This is a genomic window from Streptomyces sp. NPDC057950, from assembly GCF_042887295.1.
Taxonomy (GTDB): Bacteria; Actinomycetota; Actinomycetes; order Streptomycetales; family Streptomycetaceae; genus Streptomyces; species Streptomyces kaempferi.
The window spans coordinates 110,782-133,032 of the sequence record NZ_JBHVPP010000019.1; the positions used below are offsets into that span (position 1 = coordinate 110,782).

General features: G+C 71.2%; 16 protein-coding genes and 1 tRNA gene. 6 read left to right on the plus strand and 11 right to left on the minus strand.

Going from position 1 to position 22,251, the window contains the following annotated elements; genetic code table 11:
• Positions 1–13 precede the first annotated feature (13 nt).
• Positions 14–1,828 carry an HEXXH motif domain-containing protein gene (locus ACFVTC_RS28855; RefSeq protein ID WP_390131423.1) on the plus strand — a complete coding sequence of 605 codons (1,815 nt, stop codon included), beginning with the start codon at positions 14–16 and terminating at the stop codon, positions 1,826–1,828.
• A gap of 10 nt (positions 1,829–1,838) precedes the next feature.
• On the opposite strand, the gene fxsT is transcribed toward ACFVTC_RS28855, so the two are convergent.
• Both fxsT and ACFVTC_RS28865 read right to left on the minus strand, forming a co-directional pair.
• Positions 1,839–5,735 carry an FxSxx-COOH system tetratricopeptide repeat protein gene (gene fxsT, locus ACFVTC_RS28860; RefSeq protein WP_390131424.1) on the minus strand — a complete coding sequence of 1,299 codons (3,897 nt, stop codon included), beginning with the start codon at positions 5,733–5,735 and terminating at the stop codon, positions 1,839–1,841.
• Between the two features lie 397 nt (positions 5,736–6,132).
• Positions 6,133–7,554, minus strand: a complete 1,422-nt coding sequence (locus ACFVTC_RS28865; RefSeq protein ID WP_390131425.1) for a hypothetical protein — start codon at positions 7,552–7,554, stop codon at positions 6,133–6,135.
• A 216-nt stretch (positions 7,555–7,770) separates the two neighbouring features.
• Here ACFVTC_RS28865 and ACFVTC_RS28870 point away from each other — a divergent pair, with 216 nt between their 5' ends.
• Complete coding sequence (locus ACFVTC_RS28870) at positions 7,771–8,607, plus strand: DUF4253 domain-containing protein (RefSeq protein ID WP_390131426.1); 837 nt, start codon at positions 7,771–7,773, stop codon at positions 8,605–8,607.
• 109 nt (positions 8,608–8,716) lie between these two features.
• Here ACFVTC_RS28870 and ACFVTC_RS28875 read toward each other — a convergent pair.
• Positions 8,717–8,790: transfer RNA gene (locus tag ACFVTC_RS28875), tRNA-Thr, on the minus strand.
• 248 nt (positions 8,791–9,038) lie between these two features.
• Here ACFVTC_RS28875 and ACFVTC_RS28880 point away from each other — a divergent pair.
• From ACFVTC_RS28880 to ACFVTC_RS28890, 3 genes are all read left to right on the plus strand, one after another.
• Entirely contained in the window at positions 9,039–10,175 is a 1,137-nt protein-coding gene (locus ACFVTC_RS28880; RefSeq protein WP_168528749.1) for an ABC transporter ATP-binding protein, read from the plus strand.
• 228 nt (positions 10,176–10,403) lie between these two features.
• On the plus strand, positions 10,404–10,853 hold the full coding sequence (locus ACFVTC_RS28885) for a hypothetical protein (RefSeq protein WP_266699987.1): 450 nt from the start codon (positions 10,404–10,406) through the stop codon (positions 10,851–10,853).
• Between the two features lie 116 nt (positions 10,854–10,969).
• The gene (locus ACFVTC_RS28890) at positions 10,970–11,701 is read left to right on the plus strand and encodes an NDP-sugar synthase (RefSeq protein WP_390131427.1); all 732 of its coding nucleotides are present in this window, start codon (positions 10,970–10,972) and stop codon (positions 11,699–11,701) included.
• 76 nt (positions 11,702–11,777) lie between these two features.
• Here the strand turns inward: ACFVTC_RS28890 and ACFVTC_RS28895 are convergent, their stop codons facing one another.
• The 6 genes from ACFVTC_RS28895 to ACFVTC_RS28920 form a co-directional block, all read right to left on the minus strand.
• Entirely contained in the window at positions 11,778–13,523 is a 1,746-nt protein-coding gene (locus ACFVTC_RS28895) for a DoxX family membrane protein (RefSeq protein WP_390131517.1), read from the minus strand.
• A gap of 123 nt (positions 13,524–13,646) precedes the next feature.
• The gene (rlmB, locus tag ACFVTC_RS28900) at positions 13,647–14,588 is read right to left on the minus strand and encodes a 23S rRNA (guanosine(2251)-2'-O)-methyltransferase RlmB (protein WP_390131428.1); all 942 of its coding nucleotides are present in this window, start codon (positions 14,586–14,588) and stop codon (positions 13,647–13,649) included.
• A 102-nt stretch (positions 14,589–14,690) separates the two neighbouring features.
• Complete coding sequence (gene cysS, locus ACFVTC_RS28905) at positions 14,691–16,091, minus strand: cysteine--tRNA ligase (protein WP_390131429.1); 1,401 nt, start codon at positions 16,089–16,091, stop codon at positions 14,691–14,693.
• Positions 16,092–16,420: 329 nt separating this feature from the next.
• Positions 16,421–16,960 carry a 2-C-methyl-D-erythritol 2,4-cyclodiphosphate synthase gene (ispF, locus tag ACFVTC_RS28910; RefSeq protein ID WP_390131430.1) on the minus strand — a complete coding sequence of 180 codons (540 nt, stop codon included), beginning with the start codon at positions 16,958–16,960 and terminating at the stop codon, positions 16,421–16,423.
• Complete coding sequence (ispD, locus tag ACFVTC_RS28915) at positions 16,950–17,702, minus strand: 2-C-methyl-D-erythritol 4-phosphate cytidylyltransferase (protein ID WP_329288630.1); 753 nt, start codon at positions 17,700–17,702, stop codon at positions 16,950–16,952. Before ispD ends, ispF begins: the two co-directional genes overlap by 11 nt.
• A 405-nt stretch (positions 17,703–18,107) precedes the next feature.
• Positions 18,108–18,590 (minus strand): CarD family transcriptional regulator, encoded by a 483-nt coding sequence (locus ACFVTC_RS28920; RefSeq protein WP_003953493.1) that lies wholly within the window; start codon positions 18,588–18,590, stop codon positions 18,108–18,110.
• 621 nt (positions 18,591–19,211) lie between these two features.
• Between ACFVTC_RS28920 and ACFVTC_RS28925 the strand changes: the two genes are divergently transcribed.
• Positions 19,212–19,868: a DUF461 domain-containing protein gene (locus tag ACFVTC_RS28925; protein ID WP_390131431.1), complete on the plus strand. Its 657-nt coding sequence runs from the start codon at positions 19,212–19,214 to the stop codon at positions 19,866–19,868.
• Positions 19,869–20,135: 267 nt separating this feature from the next.
• On the opposite strand, the gene ACFVTC_RS28930 is transcribed toward ACFVTC_RS28925, so the two are convergent.
• Together ACFVTC_RS28930 and ACFVTC_RS28935 are read right to left on the minus strand one after the other, a co-directional pair.
• Positions 20,136–20,816 carry a response regulator transcription factor gene (locus tag ACFVTC_RS28930; RefSeq protein ID WP_009340348.1) on the minus strand — a complete coding sequence of 227 codons (681 nt, stop codon included), beginning with the start codon at positions 20,814–20,816 and terminating at the stop codon, positions 20,136–20,138.
• On the minus strand, positions 20,813–22,090 hold the full coding sequence (locus tag ACFVTC_RS28935) for a cell wall metabolism sensor histidine kinase WalK (RefSeq protein ID WP_153289890.1): 1,278 nt from the start codon (positions 22,088–22,090) through the stop codon (positions 20,813–20,815). Before ACFVTC_RS28935 ends, ACFVTC_RS28930 begins: the two co-directional genes overlap by 4 nt.
• Positions 22,091–22,251: the final 161 nt, after the last annotated feature.

Genomic DNA, 22,251 nt, shown 5'->3' on the forward strand with positions numbered 1-22,251 from the left:
GCCGGGGCCGCGTATGAGCGCTGAGCGGCCACTTCCTCATCACCGCCTGCCGCCCGACACCCTGGCCGAGCTGGTCCGCGGCGAGGGCGGCCCGGCCACGCTCGACCTCCTGCTCGGCGGCGAGCGGAGCCGTCGCCTGCTGCTCCTACGGATGCTCGACGACGCCGGCGGCCTCGGCCCCGCATGGGACCTTCTCAGCGAGGCGCAGCAACGCGCCCCACGTGTCGTCGACGACCTGCTCATGTACCCGCAGACGGGCATGTGGCTGACCACAGCGCTGCGCCGGCTGCGCGGCAAGGCGACGACGCAGGAGCCCCCGCTGTGGGTGGAGCTCGGCCACATGCGGGCCCTCGCCGCCGCCGCGGCGCTACGCGCGGAGCTCGACTTCACCATCGAGGTCCCCGTGCGGCACGGCCGCGTACCACTGCCCACCCTCGGCTGTGCCGTCCTGCCGGTCACGGAACCCTGGGCGAAGGCCACGGTACGGGCGGAAGGCGGACACACGGTGGTCGAGACGGCCGGGATCGAGGTGGCCGTACCGTCGGCGAGCGGATCGGCGGGGCCCGGATGGTTTCCGGTGCGCAGGCTCACGGTCGGCCCGAAGGAGCGGCAGCTGGACATCGCCCTGGACGACGTGGACCCGTACCGCACCTACCCGGAGCCCACGGAGCCACGCCCACTGTCCGGTGAGGCCGTGGCGCAGTGGCGGCGGATGCTGGAGCAGGCCTGGGAACTACTGCTGAGGGAACAGCCGGAGACGGCGCAGGCGATGCGCCGGGGGATGTTCTCGCTGACGCCGACCCCCGCAGGCGAAAGGTTTCGGCCGCGCAGTGTGAGCGCGGGGGACGCCTTCGGCGGCGTCGAGGCCTCGGATCCGGACGACGCCGTACAGCTCGCAGTCACCCTCGTACACGAGTTCCAGCACACCAAACTGGGGGGACTCCTCCATCTGGCGCCCCTGCTGACCCGCGGTTCCGACGAGAACCAGGAGCTGTGGTACGCCCCTTGGCGAAACGATCCCCGGCCGCTCGAAGGACTGCTTCAGGGCATCTACGCGTTCGCGGGGATCGCCCGCTTCTGGCGCGAACACCGCAAGGCCACGGCCGCGAGGTCCGCCATGGCGCACTTCGAGTTCGCGCTGTGGCGGACCCACGTGGCGACCGCGACGGAACAGATCCGCCACCATCCTCGTCTGACGCCCCTCGGCTCGACCTTGCTGGACACACTGCGCGACCGTTGCACGCAGTGGCTGGCGGAGCCGGTTCCCGAGGAGTACCTGGCCCTGGCGCGGCTGTGCGCCGACGACAACGTCGCACGCTGGCGGGCCCATCACCGGCGGCCGCCCGCACCAGCGGTCGAGACCGCCGTCCACGCGTGGCTGGACGGGGCGAGCGGTCCGCCCGGCTCCCTGGCGTCCGAGCCCGAGATCGTGCCCGACCCCTCCGCACGGTGGCTGGACAGCCTGGCGATCCTCGTCCGCCACCGCCTCAGCGGCGCCGACGACGGCAGGATCTCGTTCGACGGGCCGGAGAAGGCCGCGGCCCGGGTCAGCGGAGCGCTCACCGCGGACGCCCTGCTGGCCGCGGGCGACGCCACGGCCGCCCGGCACGCCTACCGGGAGCACCTGGCCACGGAGCCCGGTCCGGCCGGGGCCTGGGCGGGCCTCGGCCGTGCCCTCGCCATGGGGGGCGACGAACCGGGCGCGGCCCGCCTGCTCTGTCACCACCCGGAACGCGCGCGAGCGGTTCACCGGGCACTGCTCCGGGTCACGGGCACCGCACCTGACCCGGTCGGCCTGGCCACCTGGCTCGGCGCGCCCCCGGTCTGACCGCCCCACGTCACAACGGCATCGGGTCGATGTCGCAGTCACTCCGCTGCCTGGCCCGCGCCTGCGCGGTCGCGGGGTGGGGAGCGGACTCGGCGGAGTTGAGACGGGGCTCGTCCAGGACCCTCTCCATCCGGGCCAGGGTGTCCTCGCGAAGCGCCTCGCCCTCCTCCCCCTCGCCGAGAGCGATGAGGTCCAAGGAGAGGTTCGCCGCGCCCACCAGCGTGGTCGGGTGGTCCTCACCCAGCCGCGTCCGGCACAACGCCACCGTCCGCTCCCCCAGTTCGCGTGCTTCCGCCACCCGGCCCAGCGCACTCAGGTCGCTCGCCAGGTTGATGGCACAGGCCAGCACGATCGGATGGTTCTCCCTGAGACGCCCGGTCAGCGACTCCAGCGCCGCCTCGTCCAGCTGCCTGGCCTCCTCCGCCCGGCCCAGCAGCCGCAACGTCACCGCCAGGTCGACGTCGGCCGCCACGACGTGCGGGTGGTCCGGCTGGAAGATGGTGCGGAATCCCTCTCCGGCCCTCTCCCCGCGCTCCCGGGCCTCCTCCAGCTCGCCGTTGTGCCGCAGCGCCACCGACAGTGCGAGCGCGGCCGTCTGGGACTCCGGGTGGGCGGCACCGTAGCGGAGGGTGAACTGATCGAACGTCTCACGCGCCAGTTCCAGCGCGGCGACGTGGTCGCCCTCCTTGCGGCACGCCTCGCTCAGTTGGCGCATGGACCGCAAGGTCGTGGGGTTCCCGGCCCCGAAGGTCGCCCGGTAGCCGTCGACGACCGCCTGCTGGAGCGACCGCGCACCGACGTAGTCACCCGTCTCACGCACGTCGACCGCGACGCTCGCCTCGGTCACCAGTGCCTGCTGGTGATCGCGCCCGAACAGCCGCGTCTTCATGGCGTGCGTGTGCCGGTCCAGCTCCAGGGCACGCCGGTACTCGCCCACCACCCGCAGGCTCACCCCGAGATTGTGGGCGGTGACCAGCGTGGTCGGGTCGTCCTCGCCGAAGGCGCGCCGAGCCCGCTCGTACGCCATCTCGTCGAGTTCCGCACCGGCGAGGAAGTCGCCCTGATGGCGCCGTACCGCGGCTTCGAGGTTCAGTGCCACCAACGCGTCCTCGCGGGTGTCCTCCTGGTCCGCCGGCGCGGTGCGGGCGTAGACCGCCTGGAACGAGGCAACGACCCGGGAGGCGTCCTCGTGCCGTCCGACCATCAGGTAGAGGAAACCGAGCCACCAGCCCATGAGGAGCGCCTGCTGGTCCTCCTCCCCGAACAGCCTCTGCCAGGTCCCCCATGCCTGTTCCGAGAACTCGAGGGCGACCCGGTGATCGCCCCAGTACCACAGGTACTTGGCGACGTTCATCACCAGTTCACGCACCCACGGCTGGTCGGACTCGACGGCGTCGGACGCGATGACATGGCCGTACAGCTCGGCGTAGCGAGGCCAGTTGGCCGCCTGATTGGGACCCTTCGGGTCGGCGGCGGCAAGCAGTGTGTGGGCCCCGTTGCGCATGCGTTTCTGTTCCTCTGGGGTCATACGGTGGATCAGCACGGCCTGGACGAGGCGATGCATCTCGATCGAGTTGGTCCGGTGGTCGACACGGGCGAGCGAGTAACGGTTGATCTCCCGTATGGCGCGGGCCAGGCGCATCGGGTCGTTGAGGGCCCGGTCCAGCTCGGGATCGATCGTGGAACCGCCGAGGCCGGAGAAGATCGAGCGCGAGATGGGGTCGGGCGCGAAGTAGGAGCACAGCTGGAGCAGGCGCAGCGCCGCGGGGCTGCGGGTCTCCAGGTGGTCGAGGGAGACGTTCCACGCGGCCGCGACCGGAAGCTGGTAGTCCGGCGGCGGGGACACCTCCAGGAGCTCACTGCGCTTGTGCTCGAACAGCCGCAGATACTCCGAGACGGGCATCCCGGTCTCCGCCCGCCACGCGGCGGCCTGTTCCAGCGCGAGCGGGAGGTCACCGAGGGCGTCGGCGAGCCGGTCCGCCTCCGCGTCGGCGAGATCCTCCCCGTAGGCGCTGGAACGGCGCAACAGTTCCTTGCTCTCCTCCCGGGTGAAGACGTCGACCTCCAGGGAGGGGCCGACGACGCTCCAGCGCCGGTTGCGGGAGGTGACGAGGATGGTGCCGCTGCCGCCCGTGGGGAAGTAGTCGCGGACGCGTTCCGGACTGTCGGCGTTGTCGAAGATCAGCAGCCAGCGGGAGTACGGCCGGCCCTCGCGCAGCGCCTCGCGCACGGCGGGGCCCGCGATGTTGGCCTCGGCGCTGGTGCCCAGACCGAGCCGCTGGGCGAGTTCCACCAGGGCCTGGCCGATCTGGCCGGGGCGCTCGGCGGGGATCCACCAGACGATGTCGTACTCGGACTGATGCCTGTACGCGTATTCGATCGCCATCTGTGTCTTGCCGACACCACCCATGCCGTGGATGGCCTCGGGGAGCACGGTGGTCGTGCCCTCACGAAGACGCTCGCTCAGTCGTTCCAGAAGGTCCACACGGCCGGTGAAGTTGGGATTGCGCGGAGGGATGTTCCCCCAGATGCGCGGCTGCGCCGAACGCGCGTTCTCCACCGCGGGCGGCTGCTGTGTGGTCGCCATGGTCGTGGCTCCTTCTGATGTTGCCTCGGGCCCCCTCGGGGCGTGTGCGGCATCCCGGTGGGCCCGGGCGGCGGGGCCCTGGTGCCGCGTGCGGGTACGTGCGTCCTTGCCCAGATCGACGGTGTTGCGCCGGTCGTACTCGCGCAGCACCCGCGCGAGACGCTCGGCCCGGGGCAGGAATCGTCCGGACAGGGCGCGCAGCGCCGTCAGTTCGACGCGCAGGAACGCCACGTTGCGTGCGGTCACGGGTGGCACACCGGTCGCCTCGACGGGTTCGTCCGGGGCGGGCAGGACCGGCTCGGAGTCCTCCGGGGCGGCCGCCATCAGCACCCGTACGTCGTGCAGTACCCGCACGGTGTCCCGGCGGCGGGCCAACGCCAATAACTCCTGGCGGATGTTCGGACCGAAGGCGAAGACCATCTCGGCCGCGCGCTCGGCCTCCGCACCCGCGGGCCGCACCAGGCCGCTCATCAGCAGCTCGGTGAGGTGGGCCGGTCCCGCGCCGGGCACCGAGGCCGTCAGGGCGCTCATCACGGACAGCGTCAGCGGAGCAGCGGCGAGGCGGGTGGCCAGGGCGAACGCGGTGGGCGACGCGGCCGCCCGGAACTCCGAGACCCGCTCCCACGGCGGCACCGCGCTGGCGGGGTCGGGAACGTCGTCGACCCACGGGACGGCTCGGGCGGCGTCCGGCCGCCGCTTCCAGTCCCGGGCCCGGACGCCCGACATCTCCACCCAGTCCCCGGCGCGGGCCGCCACCAGGTCGGCCCAGTCGGAGAGCGAGTGATCGGTGCGCTCCAGGACGGGGACCGGCACCACGCCGGAGCGCGCCGCCGGATCGTCGTCCACGGGTTCGAGGGGGGAGGTGCGCAGCTCCCACCGCAGGGAGTCGTTCGGCGCCCAGGGGCGCCCGGACTTCAGCCGCATGCGGTGCACGTCGAGGCCGGTGCGGAACCAGAGCCGTTGCGGCAGCAGGTGGAGCACCGCGAGGGGGTCGGAACGGCCGAGTTCCCTCAGCAGCGGCAGCACCGCGTCGGACCGCCAGCCCGCCGCCAGACCATCGGTCAGGACCAGCACCACCCGGTGTTCACCCATGGGCGGGGGAAGGTGCTCGAGCCGGATCCGGCCCGGCTCGGTGTCGTCGGAGCCCAGCAGCCGTAAGCGCGTGACGGGGCCGGACGGCTCCTGGGCGGCGAGCTCCTCCGCCAGGCGGTCGACCGTCTCGGCCCAGATCCGCATGCTCACATAGTCGTCGACGACGAGCAGGACGGACGGACGGTCCGCGGACCCGGCCCGCTCCAGGCCCCGCAGAGCATGCGCCACCGCGCACGGTGACACGTCGCCAGAAGCCCTCGCCGATGGTGGTCGTGGGCCGTCGTCACGCTGCATAAGCGCCCTCAGAGCGTCCGGTCATGCCCGACGACGGAGGGAGCACCGAGGAGGAGTCCCGCAGTCCGCGGGCATGCGTGACATCCACGTGCCAAGCCTGGCAGTGGTCTGCGTGCGGTGCAAGACGGCAGGCCACAGGGGGCGGCAGGACTGATGAAAACTCAAAAACCGGGCGGTACGCACCCGTTCGGCGGTACCCGCCCCCTGTGGACAGCCGGTGAGTCTGTCTCGGCACCAGCGTGGCACCCGGCGATGGTCCGTGCAAGACCACGGGGTGACCGCCTCCGCGTGCCGGCCGCGGGCCCCTTCCGGGCGGCGGGGACATGACGCCCTACACCGGTCCGGGCGGGCTCGGCTTGCGCTCGGGATCGTCGAGCAGAATGGCCAGATGGCGACCGACGTGCCCGTCCCAGGCCGCGGGGCCGAGGGCCAGCGCCTCCCTGCGCCACTCCCCGACCCGTTCCGCCAGACTGCCCAGCCCCCGGTCCTGCAGGATCTCGCCGATGGCGTCCTTGAACTTGGGGTCCGCGCAGTCGCTGCGGTGCCAGATCATCGCGGGCACCCCGGCCCGCAGCCCCGCCAGGACCTCGCGGCGGCCGGTGCCCGACTCGTCGCCCGGCGGCTGGCTGAGCACCAGGCACACCGCGTGCTGGTCCTCCTTCAGCTCGCGCTCCAGGTGGAAGAAGTACGCCCCGTCCCGCTCCGGACTGCTCCAGTACGGATGGCTGTCCGCCGGGCGCTCGCGCAGCTGCCGCCACTTGTTGTGCCAGGGCCGGTGCCAGGCGGCACGCTGTAACCGCTCGATGCTGCGCACCACCACCGGATAGTCCAGGACCAGCGGGGTCGGGGACCCGGAACCGGACTCCTTCGACCACCACTCCACCGGCTCGTTGAGCAGCTCCCACGGGAGTATGAACTCGAGGATCACCGGCTGCCGCAGATCGGCCCACTTCTCCTCGGCCTCCTCGATCAGCCGCTCCACCGCGCCCGGGAGCTCCTCCCGGCTCAGATGGGCGGTCTCGCCGCGCACGGGGTGCCAGCCCTCGGAGTCGGACTGGCGCCAGTGCGACAGGTAGTAGTGGTCCGCCTCGATCCGGTCGGGTTCGAACTGGATCATGAGATAGGCGGGGACGAGGGACGGCGCGGGATGCGGGAAGTCCGCCTGCTGCCGTTCCGCCAGCACGCTCTCCACGCCCAGGGCCGCGGCCTGGCCGCGGTTGAAACGGCGCAGCACCTCGGCGCCCTCCGCCTGGCCGTCCTCCATCAGCCGGTCGGCCGACAGCGCGAGGAAGGCCATGCTGGGCGGGAGTTCACCGGCCGGGGAGTTCTCACCCGCCAGCCGCAGGAAGACCTGCCATCCCGTCCGGCACCACGCGGGCAGCTCCTGCACCCGGGACCGGCTGGAGCGGCGTGCCATGACGGCCAGGTCCGAGGACCCCATCGCCAGCAGTACGGGCCGCAGATGGCCGAGATCCGCGTTGTTGAAGAAGTCGACGGCCTCCCACTCGTCCACGAGCGGCCACAGCTCCACGACCGTCGCCGACTGCTGCTCCACGTACTCCAGCGACCGCACCAGGCAGGCCAGGCCGTCACCGACATCGGTGCACGCCCTCACCACCTGCAGCAGCCAGGGCCGCAGCCGGTCACCGCCGAAGGGTTCCACGGGCGAGGCCAGCTCACCGGCCAGCATCTCCCGCCAGATCTCACGGCTGCCGGCCTGGCTCACCGTGGCGGAGTTCTGCAGTGCGTCCACGATGGAGACGATGAGCTCGTTGCGGACCCGATCCGGACTGCGCCCTTTCACCCCGTATACCTCCACACAGCTGGCGCGGCTCCCTGATGGTGCCCAACAGGGTAAGGCCGCACCACGGGGCGTGGCAGCGAAAAGCACGGGCAACGGCGCCGGATGCCCCTTCCCGGGGCCGGTATCGTCAACTCGCTGTCACACCCGGGCAATAGCCTCCGCTTCGTGACTGCCGCGGACGTTCCCGAAGCCTTGCGCCGACTGCCCGCGGGACTGCCCGCCGGACGGCTCCTCTCGCCGCGCCGGGACGGACTTCCGCGCGTCGGCCCTGCGCGGTCCCCGGTGCTGTGGATCAGTGACGAACCGTTGGACGACGCGGACGTGTGGTGGGAGAGCCTCTACCGGGACCGGCTGACGACGGGCCTGCATCCCGTCCTGTTCGAGTACCCCGACGACGCACTGCGCCCGGGGGACGCCCGGGACGGATCCGGGACGGAGGCCGGACACCACCTCCTGGAGGAGTGGCGCGCCTACCGTCGGCGCACAGCGGCACGGGAGGCCCTGCCGCCCGTGCCCTCGTCCCCCGAGGAGGACGACGAGGAGTGCGACTGGCCCGACGGCAGCCCGACCTTCGACGCCTGGCCCGGCCTGGCGTCGGCACCCGCCGGAGAAGCCGGACCCGACGGCAGTGCCGCCGCGGCGGCGGCACATCTCGTACGCAAGGAGTCGCTTCGCCATCTCGCCCTGGTACCGGTGGCGCGCAGTGCCGACATACCGGCCGCGATCGGCTGGACCGGCATGGCCGACCGCCTGTCCGCCGGCGACCTGTCCGCGGTACTGCGCTCCTGGGAGGACCGGTTCGGAGCCCGGCTCGTCGGCCTCGGCCACGCGACCGCCTTCGTCTCGGTCGCGGCCAGGCCGGCCGGCCTCGATCAGGCGCACGTGCTCGCCCTGGAGCACTACCTCACCTGCCCCGACAACGTCGAGCAGGGAATGTGCACGTTCCCCGAATACGCCGGCGATCTGCTGGAGCGGTCGGTCTGGCGCTTCTGGTGGGACTGACGGCGGCGCCGTCGACCGAGACCGCCGCCGACCGAGACCGCCGTCACATCCAGCCGTCGACGCCCCCACGGTCCAAGATCGCGGGGGCGTCGGCGCCGGTGAGCGGCGGAGCCCCCTGTCGGATTCGAACCGACGACCTTCGCTTTACAAGAGCGGCGCTCTGACCAGCTGAGCTAAGGAGGCCTGCACGCGCGCCTGCGGCGTACCTGCCGCGTGCGTGCCCGTGCAGTGTACCCACGCCGCCGTGGGCCCCTGTCGAAAATTTCCGCGAAGTTCACAGGGCTGCGGGTACTGACAGAGCACGTGAACGGGAGGTACCGTCCAGACTCAGTTCACTCTTGTGGACTACACCACCGTGAAGCTTCACGGTGGACACCACCTTTACAACGGATCGTCCGGCACGTTCCTGCCGGTGAAGGGGGCCCCTCACCATGGCCACTGTCTCGTTCAACAAGGCGACCCGCATCTACCCGGGTGGCGACAAGCCCGCCGTCGACCAGCTCGAGCTCGATGTCGCGGACGGCGAGTTCCTCGTCCTCGTCGGCCCCTCCGGCTGCGGCAAGTCCACCTCGCTCCGCATGCTCGCGGGGCTCGAGGACGTGAACGCCGGCTCCATCCACATCGGTGACCGCGACGTCACGCACCTGCCGCCCAAGGACCGGGACATCGCCATGGTGTTCCAGAACTACGCGCTGTACCCGCACATGACCGTCGCCGACAACATGGGCTTCGCGCTCAAGATCGCCGGCGTCAACAAGGCCGAGATCCGCCAGAAGGTCGAGGACGCGGCGAAGATCCTCGACCTCACCGAGTACCTCGGCCGCAAGCCGAAGGCCCTCTCCGGCGGTCAGCGCCAGCGTGTCGCGATGGGCCGTGCCATCGTGCGCGAGCCCCAGGTCTTCCTCATGGACGAGCCTCTGTCGAACCTCGACGCCAAGCTCCGCGTCTCCACCCGTACGCAGATCGCCTCGCTGCAGCGCCGCCTCGGCATCACCACGGTGTACGTCACCCACGACCAGGTCGAGGCCATGACCATGGGTGACCGGGTCGCCGTGCTCAAGGACGGTCTGCTCCAGCAGGTCGACTCGCCGCGCAACATGTACGACCGCCCCGCGAACCTCTTCGTCGCCGGGTTCATCGGCTCCCCGGCCATGAACCTCGTCGAGGTCCCGATCACCGACGGCGGCGTGAAGTTCGGCAACTCCGTCGTGCCGGTCAACCGCGAGGCCCTGAAGGCCGCCACGGACAAGGGCGACCGCACCGTCACGGTCGGTGTCCGCCCCGAGCACTTCGACATCGTCGAGCACAACGGCGAAGCCGCCAAGTCGCTGACGAAGGACACCGAGGACGCCCCGGCGGGCCTCGCCGTCTCGGTGAACGTCGTCGAGGAGCTCGGCGCCGACGGTTACGTCTACGGCAGCGCCAAGGTCGACGACACCGTCACCGACCTGGTCGTCCGTGTCAACGGCCGCGCCGTCCCGGACAAGGGCGCCACGCTGCACGTCGTGCCGCGTCCGGGCGAGACCCACGTGTTCTCGACCTCCACGGGCGAGCGCCTCTCCGACTGAGGCAACGCGCACGGCTCCGACACCCCCGGAGCGGGTGAATTCACCCAAGTTGACGAGGAGGGCCCCGCAGCCTGCTGCGGGGCCCTCCTCGTTGTCGACAAATACCCCGGCAAGCCGGTCATTTCGATACGTGTACGTCAACGCGCCACCAGGAAACCATCACTTCCCCGTCCCCCGAACCGGTGACTAAATGTCGCCAAATCATCACCCCGCGCTACCCTCACTCGCGTGAAGCACTCCACCACTAACCAACGGACCCGGCGTGGCCGTGGCCCCGCCCGCCGGATCGGCCGCACCCTCGCCCTCGTTCTGCCTGTCGTCCTGGTGCTCTCCGGGACCCTCGCGGTCACCCGAGTCAACTGGTCGGGGAACTCCTCGGAGTCGGTGCTCACCGCCTCCTCCTCGGACGTCTCCTCGCGTGCCGTCTCCCGCGCCCCGCAGGACGTCCTGCGCGACCGGCTCCTGCTCGAACTCCAGGAGAAGGACCCGGGCACCGCCCTCACCCACCTCCAGGAGGCGGTGAACGGCCGCCCGTCGCTCGCGAAGCACTGCGTGTCCATCGCCCGCGCCCTCGGCCGCGCCGCCGTCCGCGCGTACGGCCCGACACGCGCCCAGGCGTTCGCGCGCCCGGTCTGCGACACGTCCTTCGCATCGGGGGTCGCGGCCACGCACCTCTGAACCCACGGGCCTCGTCCGAGGCACGGAACGGCCCCTTCCCGCCCGCCGGATAACAGCTGCTCGAGGGAACGGTTGCCGACAGAAACCACCAGCGGGGCGCCACGTACAGTTCGGGCATGACCGATCCGAACGCCGCGTCGCGCCCCGTTCAAGCCGTTGTCCTGGCCGGTGGTCAGGGCTCCCGACTGCGTCCCTACACCGACGACCGGCCCAAGCCGATGGTCGAGATCCCCGGCACGGGGACACCGATCATCGGCCACCAGCTGACCTGGCTCGCCGAAGAGGGCGTGACCGACGTCGTCGTCTCCTGCGGCCACCTCGCCGAAGTCCTCCAGGACTGGCTGGACTCGGCGCACCTTCCGGTCAACGTCATAACGGTCGTGGAGAAGGAGCCCCTGGGCCGGGGCGGCGGCCTCAAGTACGCCGCCGCGCACCTCCCGCACCCCGGCCGGCCCTGGTACGCGACCAACGGCGACATCTGGACCCGCTTCTCGCTGCGCGACATGGCGGACTTCCACACCGAGCGCGACGCCGTCGCCACCCTCGCCCTCGCCCGCCCCCGCATCCCGTGGGGCGCCGTCGAGACGGACGACTTCGGCCGTGTGACGGACTTCATCGAGTCACCGCCGACCACCTACGAGATCAACGCGGGCGTCTACGTCTTCTCCGCCGAGTTCGCCGGTCTGCTCCCCGAGCGCGGCGACCACGAGCGCACCACGTTCCCGCACCTGGCCCGTGAACGCCGTCTGGCCGGATTCTCCCTCCCCCAGGGCGCCTACTGGCGCGCGATCGACACGGCGAAGGACCTCACGGAGGCCGCCAAGGAACTCGCCGCACTCGGGCGCTGAGCGACTTCACGGCACGCATGACGACGGGGCCCCGCACATCGGATGCGCGGGGCCCCGTCGTCGTACCGCCGCGGCCCTAGCCGAGCAGGCCGCCGACCAGCTTGTCCGAGCCGCCGGTCGTCCCGCCGCCGGAGCTCGAACCGCCGGACGTGCCGCCCGTACCGGCGCCCGTGGAGCCACCGCTGCCGGTGCCACCGCCGCCGCCACCACCGGTGGACGTCGGCCCCGCGCTCGTACTGGGTGCCTGGTGGACCGGCGCGGAGTGCTGCGGGGGCGCCTGACCGCCGCCCTGCGTCCGGCTGGGTCCGCTGCTGACCGCGCCACCCGTCTCGTGGGTCGCGCCCGGGGTCGCGGCCGGGCCCGACGGCGACGAGGAACCGTCGTGGGTGGGCTCCTTCACGGAGGCCGACGGGGTGCTGGTCTTCCGCTGGGGCGTGCCGGGCTCCTGGGGAAGCGGGGAGCCGGGCAGTTCGTTGCGCGGAGCCTCGCCCGGTCCCGGCACGACCACCCGGTCGGCGTCACGGACGGCGCCGCCCAGCAGCGAGCCGACCAGCAGCGTGAGCCCGATGACGACGGCCGAGACCACCGCGCCGCGGCGCAGCACCCGCCCGCGCAGCTCCCAGATCTCGGCGCGCGGACCGAGAGTGCGCCAGGCCTCGCCCGCCAGACGTGCGTCCACCGAGTAGACGGGGGCGCCCGCGATGATCAACGGGGACCATGCGGCGAGGTAGATGATGTCCGGCGCGTCGTACGCGGGGACGGTCTTCCAGCTGACGGTCACGATGAGCGCGGCGGACAGCATCGCGCCGACCACCGCGGCGACCCGCTGCCACAGGCCGAGCACCGTGAGCACGCCCACGATGACCTGGAGGAAGGCGATGACGAGTCCGGAGCCGACCGGGTGCTGGAGCGCGAACTGCCGCAGCGGCTCGGCGACTTCCCACGGGTGCAGCGTGTTCAGCCACTTCACCATGGAGCCGCGCTTGCCGCCGTCGAAGTAGACGGGATCGCACAGCTTGCCCATGCCGGCGTAGATGGAGATGAACCCGAGGAAGACGCGGAGCGGAAGCAGCACCACGCCGAGGTTCATACGGCGGCCCGGGTAGTACCCCTGCCGCAGCGAGTCCGTGGACTGCCGTCTGACCGGCAGTTCGGCCGCCTCGTCCTCGTAGCCGTAGGCGTAGGCGTCGTCACCCTCGTCGGCGGCGAACTCCCCGCCACCGTAGCGCGGTTCGTCGTACGCGCTGTCGACGCTGCGCATGTTCGGCAGCAGCCGGCCCTCACCGCCGAGGGAGGGCCCCCCGGTCCGGCCGGAGTCGAGGCCGGACGAGCCGGTCCGCTGGCTGCCGACGAGCGGCGTCTCGACCGTCTCGACGGTCATGTCGCCCTCGTAGCCGTGGTGTTCGTCGTAACGCGGGATGACCTGGGTCGCGCCGGCGTCGCCCACCGGGGCCGACCCGCCGTGACCGACGCTCGTGCTCCGCACGGCCTGCAGCAGACGGTGCGCGCCGGTGTCGTCGGGCGCGGACTTCCCGCTCCAGACGACGGGCGCGCGCCGACGGGTACCGGCGGCGCCCTGGCCGCCCGCTCTGCCCGCCGTACCGCCGACGGGCATCCGCGCGGGGGCGCCACCGGCGCTCAAGTGCCGTGCGACGCGCGAGGATTGGGGTCGCGACGCAGCGCCCAGCTGCACGCGGAAGCTCGCATGATTGACGATGACCTGCGCCGGATCGCTCGGCACCTTCACCATGCTCAGCGCGGGAGCGTCGTCGAATCCCGACGAGCGGTCCCCCGTGGGTGTGCGGGGTGTTCTGGTGTCCACACTCATCTAACCGAGTGACGTGTGTTTAGGACACTGCTTTGACCCCGCCGATCTGTCCGGACCGCGTCAAGGCCGTCCGGACCGACCCGATCACCCCACGGGGGTGACGGCACGCACGCCTGTTCAGGCGCGTCGCCGCGCCGCCTCGTACAGCACGACGCCCGCCGCGACACCGGCGTTCAGCGACTCCGCGCCGCCCGGCATCGGGATCCGCACCCGGTAGTCGCAGGTCTCCCCGACGAGCCGGGACAGCCCCTTGCCCTCGCTGCCGACGACGATGACGACGGGGCCGCCGAGGGCCTCCAGGTCACCGACCTCCACCTCGCCGTCCGCGGCGAGCCCGACGACGACCAGCCCGGCCTTCTTGTACGACTCCAGGGCCCGCGTCAGGTTGGCGGCACGCGCGACGGGCGTACGGGCGGCGGCACCGGCCGAGGTCTTCCAGGCACCGGCGGTCATCCCGGCCGCGCGCCGCTCGGGCACGACGACACCGTGGCCGCCGAACGCGGAGGCGGACCGGACGATCGCGCCGAGGTTGCGCGGGTCGGTCACCCCGTCGAGGGCGACGATCAGCGGGTCCTGGCCCTCGTCGTAGGCGGCCGCGGCAAGGTCCTCGGGGTGCGCGTACTCGTACGGCGGGACCTGGAGGACGAGACCCTGGTGGTTGAGCCCGTTGGTCATACGGTCGAGCTCGGGGCGCGGGGCCTCCATCAGGTGGATGCCGCCGCGCTCGGCGACGAGCTGGAGCGCCTCGCGGACACGCTCGTCGTTGTCGATGAACTGCTGCACGTACAGCGTCGTGGCGGGTACGCCCTCGCGCAGCGCCTCGACCACGGGGTTGCGCCCGACGACCATCTCGGACGTGCCCTTGCCGCCACGCCCGCGGGGCACGGGACGGCGGGCGGTCTGCTTCGCCTTGACGTTGGCGATGCGGTTCTTCTTGTGTCCCTTGCGCATCTCGGCGGGCGGGGTCGGGCCCTTGCCCTCCAGGCCCCGGCGTCGCTGGCCGCCACTGCCGACCTGCGCGCCCTTCTTGCCGGACATGCGGCGGTTGTTAGCGGCCATGACCTACCTGTTCTCTGTGGGGTGTGCAGACGCTTCGCGTGCACGTTCGTCTATGCAGTGTGCCGCCCGGAGAGCCGGGCGGCACACTCGATCAAGGAACACTCAGCGCGGGCCGAGTGTCCACCGGGGTCCCTGCGGCCCGTCCTCGATGGCGAGACCCGACTGGTTGAGCTGGTCGCGGATGGCGTCCGCGGTGGCCCAGTCCTTCCGGCCCCGCGCCGCCTCGCGCTGCTGGAGCACCAGGCGTACGAGGGTGTCGACGACTCCGTGCAGGTCCTCGCCGCGGTCGCCCTCGCCGGCCCACGCCGGGTCGAGCGGATCGAGACCGAGGACGCCGAGCATGGCCCGGACCTCGGCGAGCCGTGCCACGGCGGCTTCCTTGTCGTCGGCGGCCAGGGCGGAGTTGCCCTGCCGCACGGTGGTGTGCACGACGGCGAGCGCCTGCGGCACGCCCAGATCGTCGTCCATGGCCTCCGCGAACGCGGGCGGCACCTCGGCGACGGGCTCGACGACGCCCCCCGCCATCTCCGTCACCCGCTGGACGAAGCCCTCGATCCGCGCGAACGCCGACTCGGCCTCGCGCAGGGCCTCTTCGCTGTACTCGATCATCGAGCGGTAGTGCGGGGTGCCGAGGTAGTAGCGCAGCACGATGGGGCGCCACTGCTTGACCATCTCGCTCACCAGCACGGAGTTGCCCAGGGACTTGGACATCTTCTCGCCGCTCATGGTGACCCACGCGTTGTGCACCCAGTACTTGGCGAACTCGTCCCCGAAGGCCTTGGCCTGCGCGATCTCGTTCTCGTGGTGCGGGAAGATCAGGTCGAGCCCGCCGCCGTGGATGTCGAACGCGCTGCCGAGGTACTTGTGCGCCATGGCACTGCACTCCAGGTGCCAGCCGGGCCGGCCGCGCCCCCACGGGGTCTCCCAGGTGGGCTCACCGGGCTTGGCGGCCTTCCACATGGCGAAGTCGCGCGGGTCCCGCTTGCCGGTCTCGCCGACACCGGACGGCTGCTGGAGGTTGTCCAGCTCCTGGTTGGACAGCTGCAGGTAGCCCGGGAAGGACCGCACGTCGAAGTAGACGTTGCCGTCGGACTCGTAGGCGTGACCCCGCTCGATGAGCCCGCGCATCATCTCGACCATCTCGGTCACGTGTCCGGTCGCCCGCGGCTCGTAGCTCGGCGGGAGGCAGCCCAGCACGTCGTAGCCGTCGTTGAAGGCGCGCTCGTTCTCGTACCCGATCTCCCACCAAGGCCGGTCCTGCTCCGCCGACTTGGTGATGATCTTGTCGTCGATGTCGGTCACGTTCCGGATGAACGTGACGTCGTATCCGCGGTACTCGAACCAGCGGCGCATGATGTCGAAGTTGAGGCCCGAGCGGATGTGCCCGATGTGCGGGGCGGCCTGCACGGTGGCGCCACACAGGTAGATCGAGACACAACCCGGCTTGAGCGGGGAGAAGTCACGGATCTGCCGGGCGCTGGTGTCGTACAGGCGAATGGTCACGCCTCCAGGGTAGTGGCCAGTGGGTAGTGCCCCGCGACCCTTCCCGCGCAAGGGGCACGTATTCGTGACATACGCCCCTCACGGGCGGCTCCTGCGTCCCGGGCTCCTCATCGGTCCCGGCCCGTTCCTGGGGGCTGCCCGCGTCGGCCTGGACGGCCTCGCGTCTCCGGGCCCGTCCGGAACCATCCGGCACACGCCCGCGTCTCCGGCCCGCCCGGAACCATCCGGCACAGGCCCGCGTCTCCGGCCCGTCCGGCGATCGAGGACGAGGTCCTTGACGCCGGAGCGGGGGTCCAGGGGGCGGCGGCCCCCTGGTCGGGGCACGCGCCTCAGACCGCGCGGGCCACCAGCGCCGTCGCCACCGCCATCAAGCCCTCGTCCCGGCCCGGGAACCCCAGCCCGTCCGTGGTGGCCCCGGACACCGACACCGGCGCCCCCACCGCCTCGGACAGGACCTTCTGCGCCTCGTCCCGCCGCTTCCCGATCTTCGGCCGGGGTCCGACGACCTGGACGGCGACGTTGCCGATGACGAAACCGGCCGCCCGCACGATCCGCGCGGCCTCGGTCAGCAGGGTCACCCCGGACGCACCGGACCACTCGGGCCGCCCGGTGCCGAAGTGCGCGCCGAGGTCGCCGAGCCCGGCCGCGGAGAAGAGGGCGTTGCAGGCGGCGTGCGCGACGACGTCCGCGTCGGAGTGCCCGGCCAGCCCGGTCCCCTCCCCCTCCCACAGCAGCCCGGCACACCACAGCTCCCGGCCGTCCTCGAAGGCGTGGATGTCCGTACCGACACCGACCTGCGGCAACAAGGGCGCACCGGCGGCCGGCGGCCCCCCGGCAGCGGTACCGGTACCGGAAACCTCAGAACCCATCGTTCGCCCTCCTGCGCGCGAGGACCGCCTCCGCGAGGACGAGGTCCAGGGGACGCGTCACCTTGAACGCCTCCTCGTGCCCCGGCACCACCACGACCCGCTCCCCGAGCCGCTCGACCATGCTCGCGTCGTCGGTCACGTCGTCGGTGACGGTGTCGTGGGCCCGCACGAGGGTGGCCCGGTCGAAGCCCTGCGGGGTCTGCACCGCGCGCAGCCGCGCCCGCTCGGGTGTGCCGACGACGGGCTCCGGCGTCCCCGGCACGCTCGCCGGCTCGACCTGCTTGACGGTGTCAGCGAGCGGCAGGGCCGGCACGACGGCCGGCGCGCCGTCCCGTACCGCCTCGATGACCGCGTCCACCGTGTCCACCGGCACCAGCGGCCGGGCCGCGTCGTGCACGAGGACGATGTCGATCCCGGGCGGCAGCGCGTCGAGGCCGTACTTCACGGACTCCTGGCGGCTGTCCCCGCCGGCGACGACGAGGAAGTCGGTGCGCTCGGGCAGCGCGTGCGCGTCGAGCAGGGTCTTGACCTCGGCCGTCCCGTCGGGCGGCGCCACGACGACGACCAGTGAGACGGCACGGGAGGCGGCCATGGCCCGCACCGCGTGGATGAGCATGGGCGTGCCGTTCAGCGCCCGGAGCGCCTTGGGGGCGCCCGGACCGAGGCGCACGCCCCGGCCGGCGGCCGGAATCACGGCCGCGACGGGGTTCCCGGACGGCGAAGGGCGCGAATCGTCAGACATCGGTTCCTGTCAGGTTTGTGTACTCGGCCTGCTTGGGTATGGCCCTGGCGTGCCTCCCGCTCGCCGTGCGTGGGGGAGTGCCCGGCGCGACGTCCTGACCGGACCCTTCCGTGACATCCGGTCGAGTCGGCCGCCCCGGGTGGCACATCAAGTATCCCGGCGCATTCACTGTGCCGGGGCTGAGGTTTCGGGGCGGAGACTTCGGGGAGACCCGGGTTTCCGAGGAGATGCGGGTACGAACATGCCGCAGCGCCCGGCGACAGCAATTCCCATTGCGTCATCGGGCACCGCGGCATTTCATTGCACAGTCGCGCGGCCTTGTGCTTTACGTCAGAACGACTATCGTCCGAACGACAGATGAACCAATCCACCGTCCGAACGACCATCGTCCAGGCGCGGCATGCGTCAGGACGCGAGAACCTCGTCGAGCAGAGCCTCGGCCTTGTCCTCGTTCGTGTTCTCCGCGAGGGCGAGTTCGCTCACCAGGATCTGCCGGGCCTTGGCAAGCATCCGCTTCTCACCGGCGGAGAGTCCGCGCTCGCGCTCACGACGCCACAGGTCACGCACGACTTCCGCGACCTTGATGACATCGCCGGAGGCGAGCTTCTCCAGATTTGCCTTGTAACGACGCGACCAGTTCGTGGGCTCCTCGGCGTACGGCGCGCGCAGCACCTCGAAGACCCGGTCCAGCCCGTCCTGACCGACCACATCACGCACGCCGACGAACTCCGCATTGTCCGCTGGCACACGTACCGTCAGGTCGCCCTGGGCGACCTTCAGCACCAAGTAGGTCTTGTCCACGCCTTTGATCTGGCGAGTTTCGATGGCCTCGATCAGCGCGGCCCCGTGATGGGGATAGACCACGGTGTCGCCAACCTTGAACGTCATGTGACAGGTACCCCTTCCGTGGCTATCCAGGGTAACACGGAAACTGCGTCTTCTGAATGGCGTTTTCGCAGGTCAGGGCATATCTCGGGGCTTGACAACCGCGACAGGAACGTGCTGCGAGGGGCGAGCGGAAGAGGGTATTCGCAGGTGGGAGCGGCTGTCCAGGGCAAGTGAAACGCGTACGGTACACACACCTGTAGACCCTGACCAGGGTCCGAACATCCCGTTTTGTCCTGCTCCAGGAGCTCGACTTCCGCTACTCCGTTCGGTTGCCGGAGTCGGGTACGAGACGAATCCGGAATTGATCACGCCTCTCACCGAACTGTCGATGATCAATTTTCTGGTCCGCCACGGATTCCCTACCGGAAAACCCCAAGCGGATCTCATGGCTACTTATGTGAATGGCAGACGAGCTGTGCCCGAGGAGTCGTCGAGGCGCGCTCCCGACGGCGCACGGACCGGCGTGCGCGGACGGCGCGACGGGGCTCGAGGGGGCGAAGGGGCGGGTCGGGTGCGGTGGTGCGGGAACGGCTCGGTAACCTAAGGCCGCTGACAGACCCTTAGGGCGGCTTTACACAGGAGTCGCCCTGCTTCGCCCACGTTCAAGGAGTTGCCGCCGCCGTGAGCAGCAGCCTTCGACGCGGCGCCCTCGCCGCCGCCGCCATTGCGTTCTCGATCGCCTCGCTCGCCGCGTGCGCTGCCGGCAACGACGCACAGACGCTGGAGGTCAAGCCGGACAACGCGGCGACCAGCGTCGGCGACATCAAGATCCAGAACGCCCTCGTCATCACCCAGCCCGACACCACCTCCACGGGCCCGGCGGTGATCTCCGCGACCCTGTTCAACAACGGCCGCACCGCGCAGACCCTGGACTCGGTCAGCGTCGCCGGCGACGGCAACGCCCAGCTCACGCCCGCCACGGGCAAGGGCAAGCTGACCATCCCGCCCGGCGGTTCCGTGATCCTCGGCGGCAAGGGCAACGCCTCCGCGGCCCTGTCCTCCCCCGGGTCGACCGTCAAGGACGGCAACGCGCAGAAGATCACCTTCACCTTCAGCAAGACCGGAGACGTGAACCTGCGCGCGTTCGTCGTCCCGGCCTCGAGCTACTTCACGAAGTGGGGTCCGAGCGACATCCCGGCGGCGCCCGGCGCGACGGCGACCGGCTCCGCGTCCGCCTCGCCGGACGCGTCCACCTCGCCGTCCGACTCGGTCTCGGGCGAACCGTCCGACTCGACGTCGTCCGGCGCTTCGGCCACGGAGTCCGCTTCCGGCCAGTGACCCCGGACTCCCGGCGTACATCTGCGACGCCGGGAGGCCACCGTACGAAGCCGTACGAAGCCGTACGAAGCCCGCACGAGGCCCGTACCACGCCCGTACCACGCCCGTACCACGTCCGTACCACGCCGAAGGGCGGTACCCCTGGCAGGGGTACCGCCCTTCGGCGTCGTCGTGCCGCCACGCGTGCGGTGGCAGGCCGTTTCCGGGCGCCGGATTCCCGGGCGCCCGTCCTAAGTCGGGCCGGTTTACGGCCTAAGTCGGGCCGGTTTACGGCTCGAACTTGTAGCCGAGCCCGCGCACCGTCACCAGGTATCGCGGCGCACCCGGGTCCGGCTCGATCTTCGCGCGCAGGCGCTTGACGTGGACGTCGAGGGTCTTGGTGTCGCCCACGTAGTCGGCGCCCCACACCCGGTCGATGAGCTGCATACGGGTCAGCACGCGGCCCGCGTTGCGCAGCAGCATCTCCAGCAGGTCGAACTCCTTCAGCGGGAGGTCGACCTTGGAGCCGGAGACGGTGACCACGTGGCGGTCGACGTCCATCCGGACCGGACCGGCCTCCAGGGCGGCCGGAGTGACCTCCTCGGGCTCGCCCCGGCGGCGCAGGACGGCCCGGATACGGGCGACCAGCTCGCGGGACGAGAAGGGCTTGGTGACGTAGTCGTCGGCTCCTATTTCCAGCCCGACGACCTTGTCGATCTCGCTGTCCTTGGCGGTGACCATGATCACCGGAACGTTGGAGCGGCCGCGCAGCTGACGGCACACCTCCGTGCCGGGCAGCCCCGGCAGCATCAGGTCGAGGAGGACGAGGTCGGCGCCGTTGCGCTCGAACTCGTCGAGTCCGTCGGGCCCGGTGGTCGCGATGGCGACCTCGAAGCCCTCCTTGCGGAGCATGTACGACAGGGCGTCGGAGAAGGACTCCTCGTCCTCGACGACGAGCACTCGGGTCACGGAAGGACCTCCGGGGCAGGAAGCGGTTCATACGGGGATGAGACGGTGGTCGTCCCGTCGGGCTGCTCGGTCTCGTCGTCTTCGTCGAGTCCGGGCATGTGGTGATCGGTCACGCGGTCGCGGGCCGCACCCGCCTCCGGCAGCCGCAGGGTGAACGTGGAGCCCTGACCCTCGGAGCTCCACACCGTGACCTCCCCGCCGTGCGAGGCGGCCACGTGCTTGACGATCGCGAGCCCCAGGCCCGTACCGCCGGTCTGGCGGGAACGAGCCGGGTCGACGCGGTAGAAGCGCTCGAAGACGCGCTCCCGGTCCTTCTCGGAGATCCCGATGCCCTGATCGGTCACGGCGATCTCGATGAGGTCTCCGCCGGGCGCGGTCACCCGGCGCGCGGCTATGCCCACCCGGGTGCGGGCGGGCGAGTAGTTGACGGCGTTCTCGACGAGGTTGCCGAGGGCCGCGGCCAGCTGGCCGCGGTTCCCCCAGATGCTCAGCTCGGCGGTGCCGCCGGCGGCCATGGTGATCTGCTTGGTGCCGGCCTGGTGGCGGCACCGGTCGACGGCCTCGGCGACGAGTTCGCCGACCCGCACGGGCTCGGCGTCCTCCAGAGGGTCGTCGTTCTGCACCCTCGACAGGTCGATGAGTTCCTGTACGAGATTGGTGAGCCGGGTGGCCTCGATCTGCATGCGCCCGGCGAAGCGCTCCACGGCCTCCGGGTCGTCCGAGGCGTCCATCACGGCCTCGGAGAGCAGGGAGAGCGCGCCGACGGGCGTCTTCAGCTCATGGCTCACGTTGGCGACGAAGTCACGCCGTACGGCCTCGATGCGCCGCGCCTCGGTGAGGTCCTCGACCAGCAGCAGTACCAGCCGGGAGCCGAGCGGCGCGACGCGCGCGGAGACGGCCAGGGCCTCACCGCGTCCCGTTCCCCTTCTCGGCAGATCCAGTTCGACCTGGCGTATCTCGCCGTCCCGGCGGGTGTCACGCGCCATCTGCAGCATGGGTTCGACGGCGAGCTTGCCGCCGCGGACCAGCCCGAGGGCGTACGCGGCGGAGCTGGCCTTGACGACGGCATCGGCCTCGTCGAGTACGACAGCGGAGGAGCGGAGCACGGAGAGCACCGTGTCGACACCTGGTGGAAGCACCGGGTCCGTGTGGAGCGAGGTGCGGGTGGGGCGTTTCTGGTCGCGCTCGCTCCAGCGGAACGCCAGCATGGCGATGACACCGGTGAGTACTCCGGCGATCGCTGCCGCTGCGGCGACCGCCGCGTTCACGTCCATGCCCCCAGGTTAGGCATGTCGACACGCAAGCCCACAGCCATCCGAGTGCGACCTCGAACACTCGTCGCCCAGAGTTCACCCAGGAGCCAGGGGTGGTTCATTTGGGGTGCCGGAAACGGACGCGTACGAGCCGGAACGTGGGAGCGTGGGGTTCACGGGGC

Coding starts and splice junctions, on each gene's coding strand:
- ACFVTC_RS28890 (WP_390131427.1), top strand. CDS start 10,970: ATGACCGATCCGAACGCCGCGTCGCGCCCCGTTCAAGCCGTTGTCCTG.
- ACFVTC_RS28935 (WP_153289890.1), bottom strand. CDS start 22,090: ATGGACGTGAACGCGGCGGTCGCCGCAGCGGCAGCGATCGCCGGAGTA.
- rlmB (WP_390131428.1), bottom strand. CDS start 14,588: ATGGCCGCTAACAACCGCCGCATGTCCGGCAAGAAGGGCGCGCAGGTC.
- ACFVTC_RS28920 (WP_003953493.1), bottom strand. CDS start 18,590: ATGACGTTCAAGGTTGGCGACACCGTGGTCTATCCCCATCACGGGGCC.
- ispD (WP_329288630.1), bottom strand. CDS start 17,702: ATGTCTGACGATTCGCGCCCTTCGCCGTCCGGGAACCCCGTCGCGGCC.
- ACFVTC_RS28855 (WP_390131423.1), top strand. CDS start 14: ATGAGCGCTGAGCGGCCACTTCCTCATCACCGCCTGCCGCCCGACACC.
- ispF (WP_390131430.1), bottom strand. CDS start 16,960: ATGGGTTCTGAGGTTTCCGGTACCGGTACCGCTGCCGGGGGGCCGCCG.
- ACFVTC_RS28880 (WP_168528749.1), top strand. CDS start 9,039: ATGGCCACTGTCTCGTTCAACAAGGCGACCCGCATCTACCCGGGTGGC.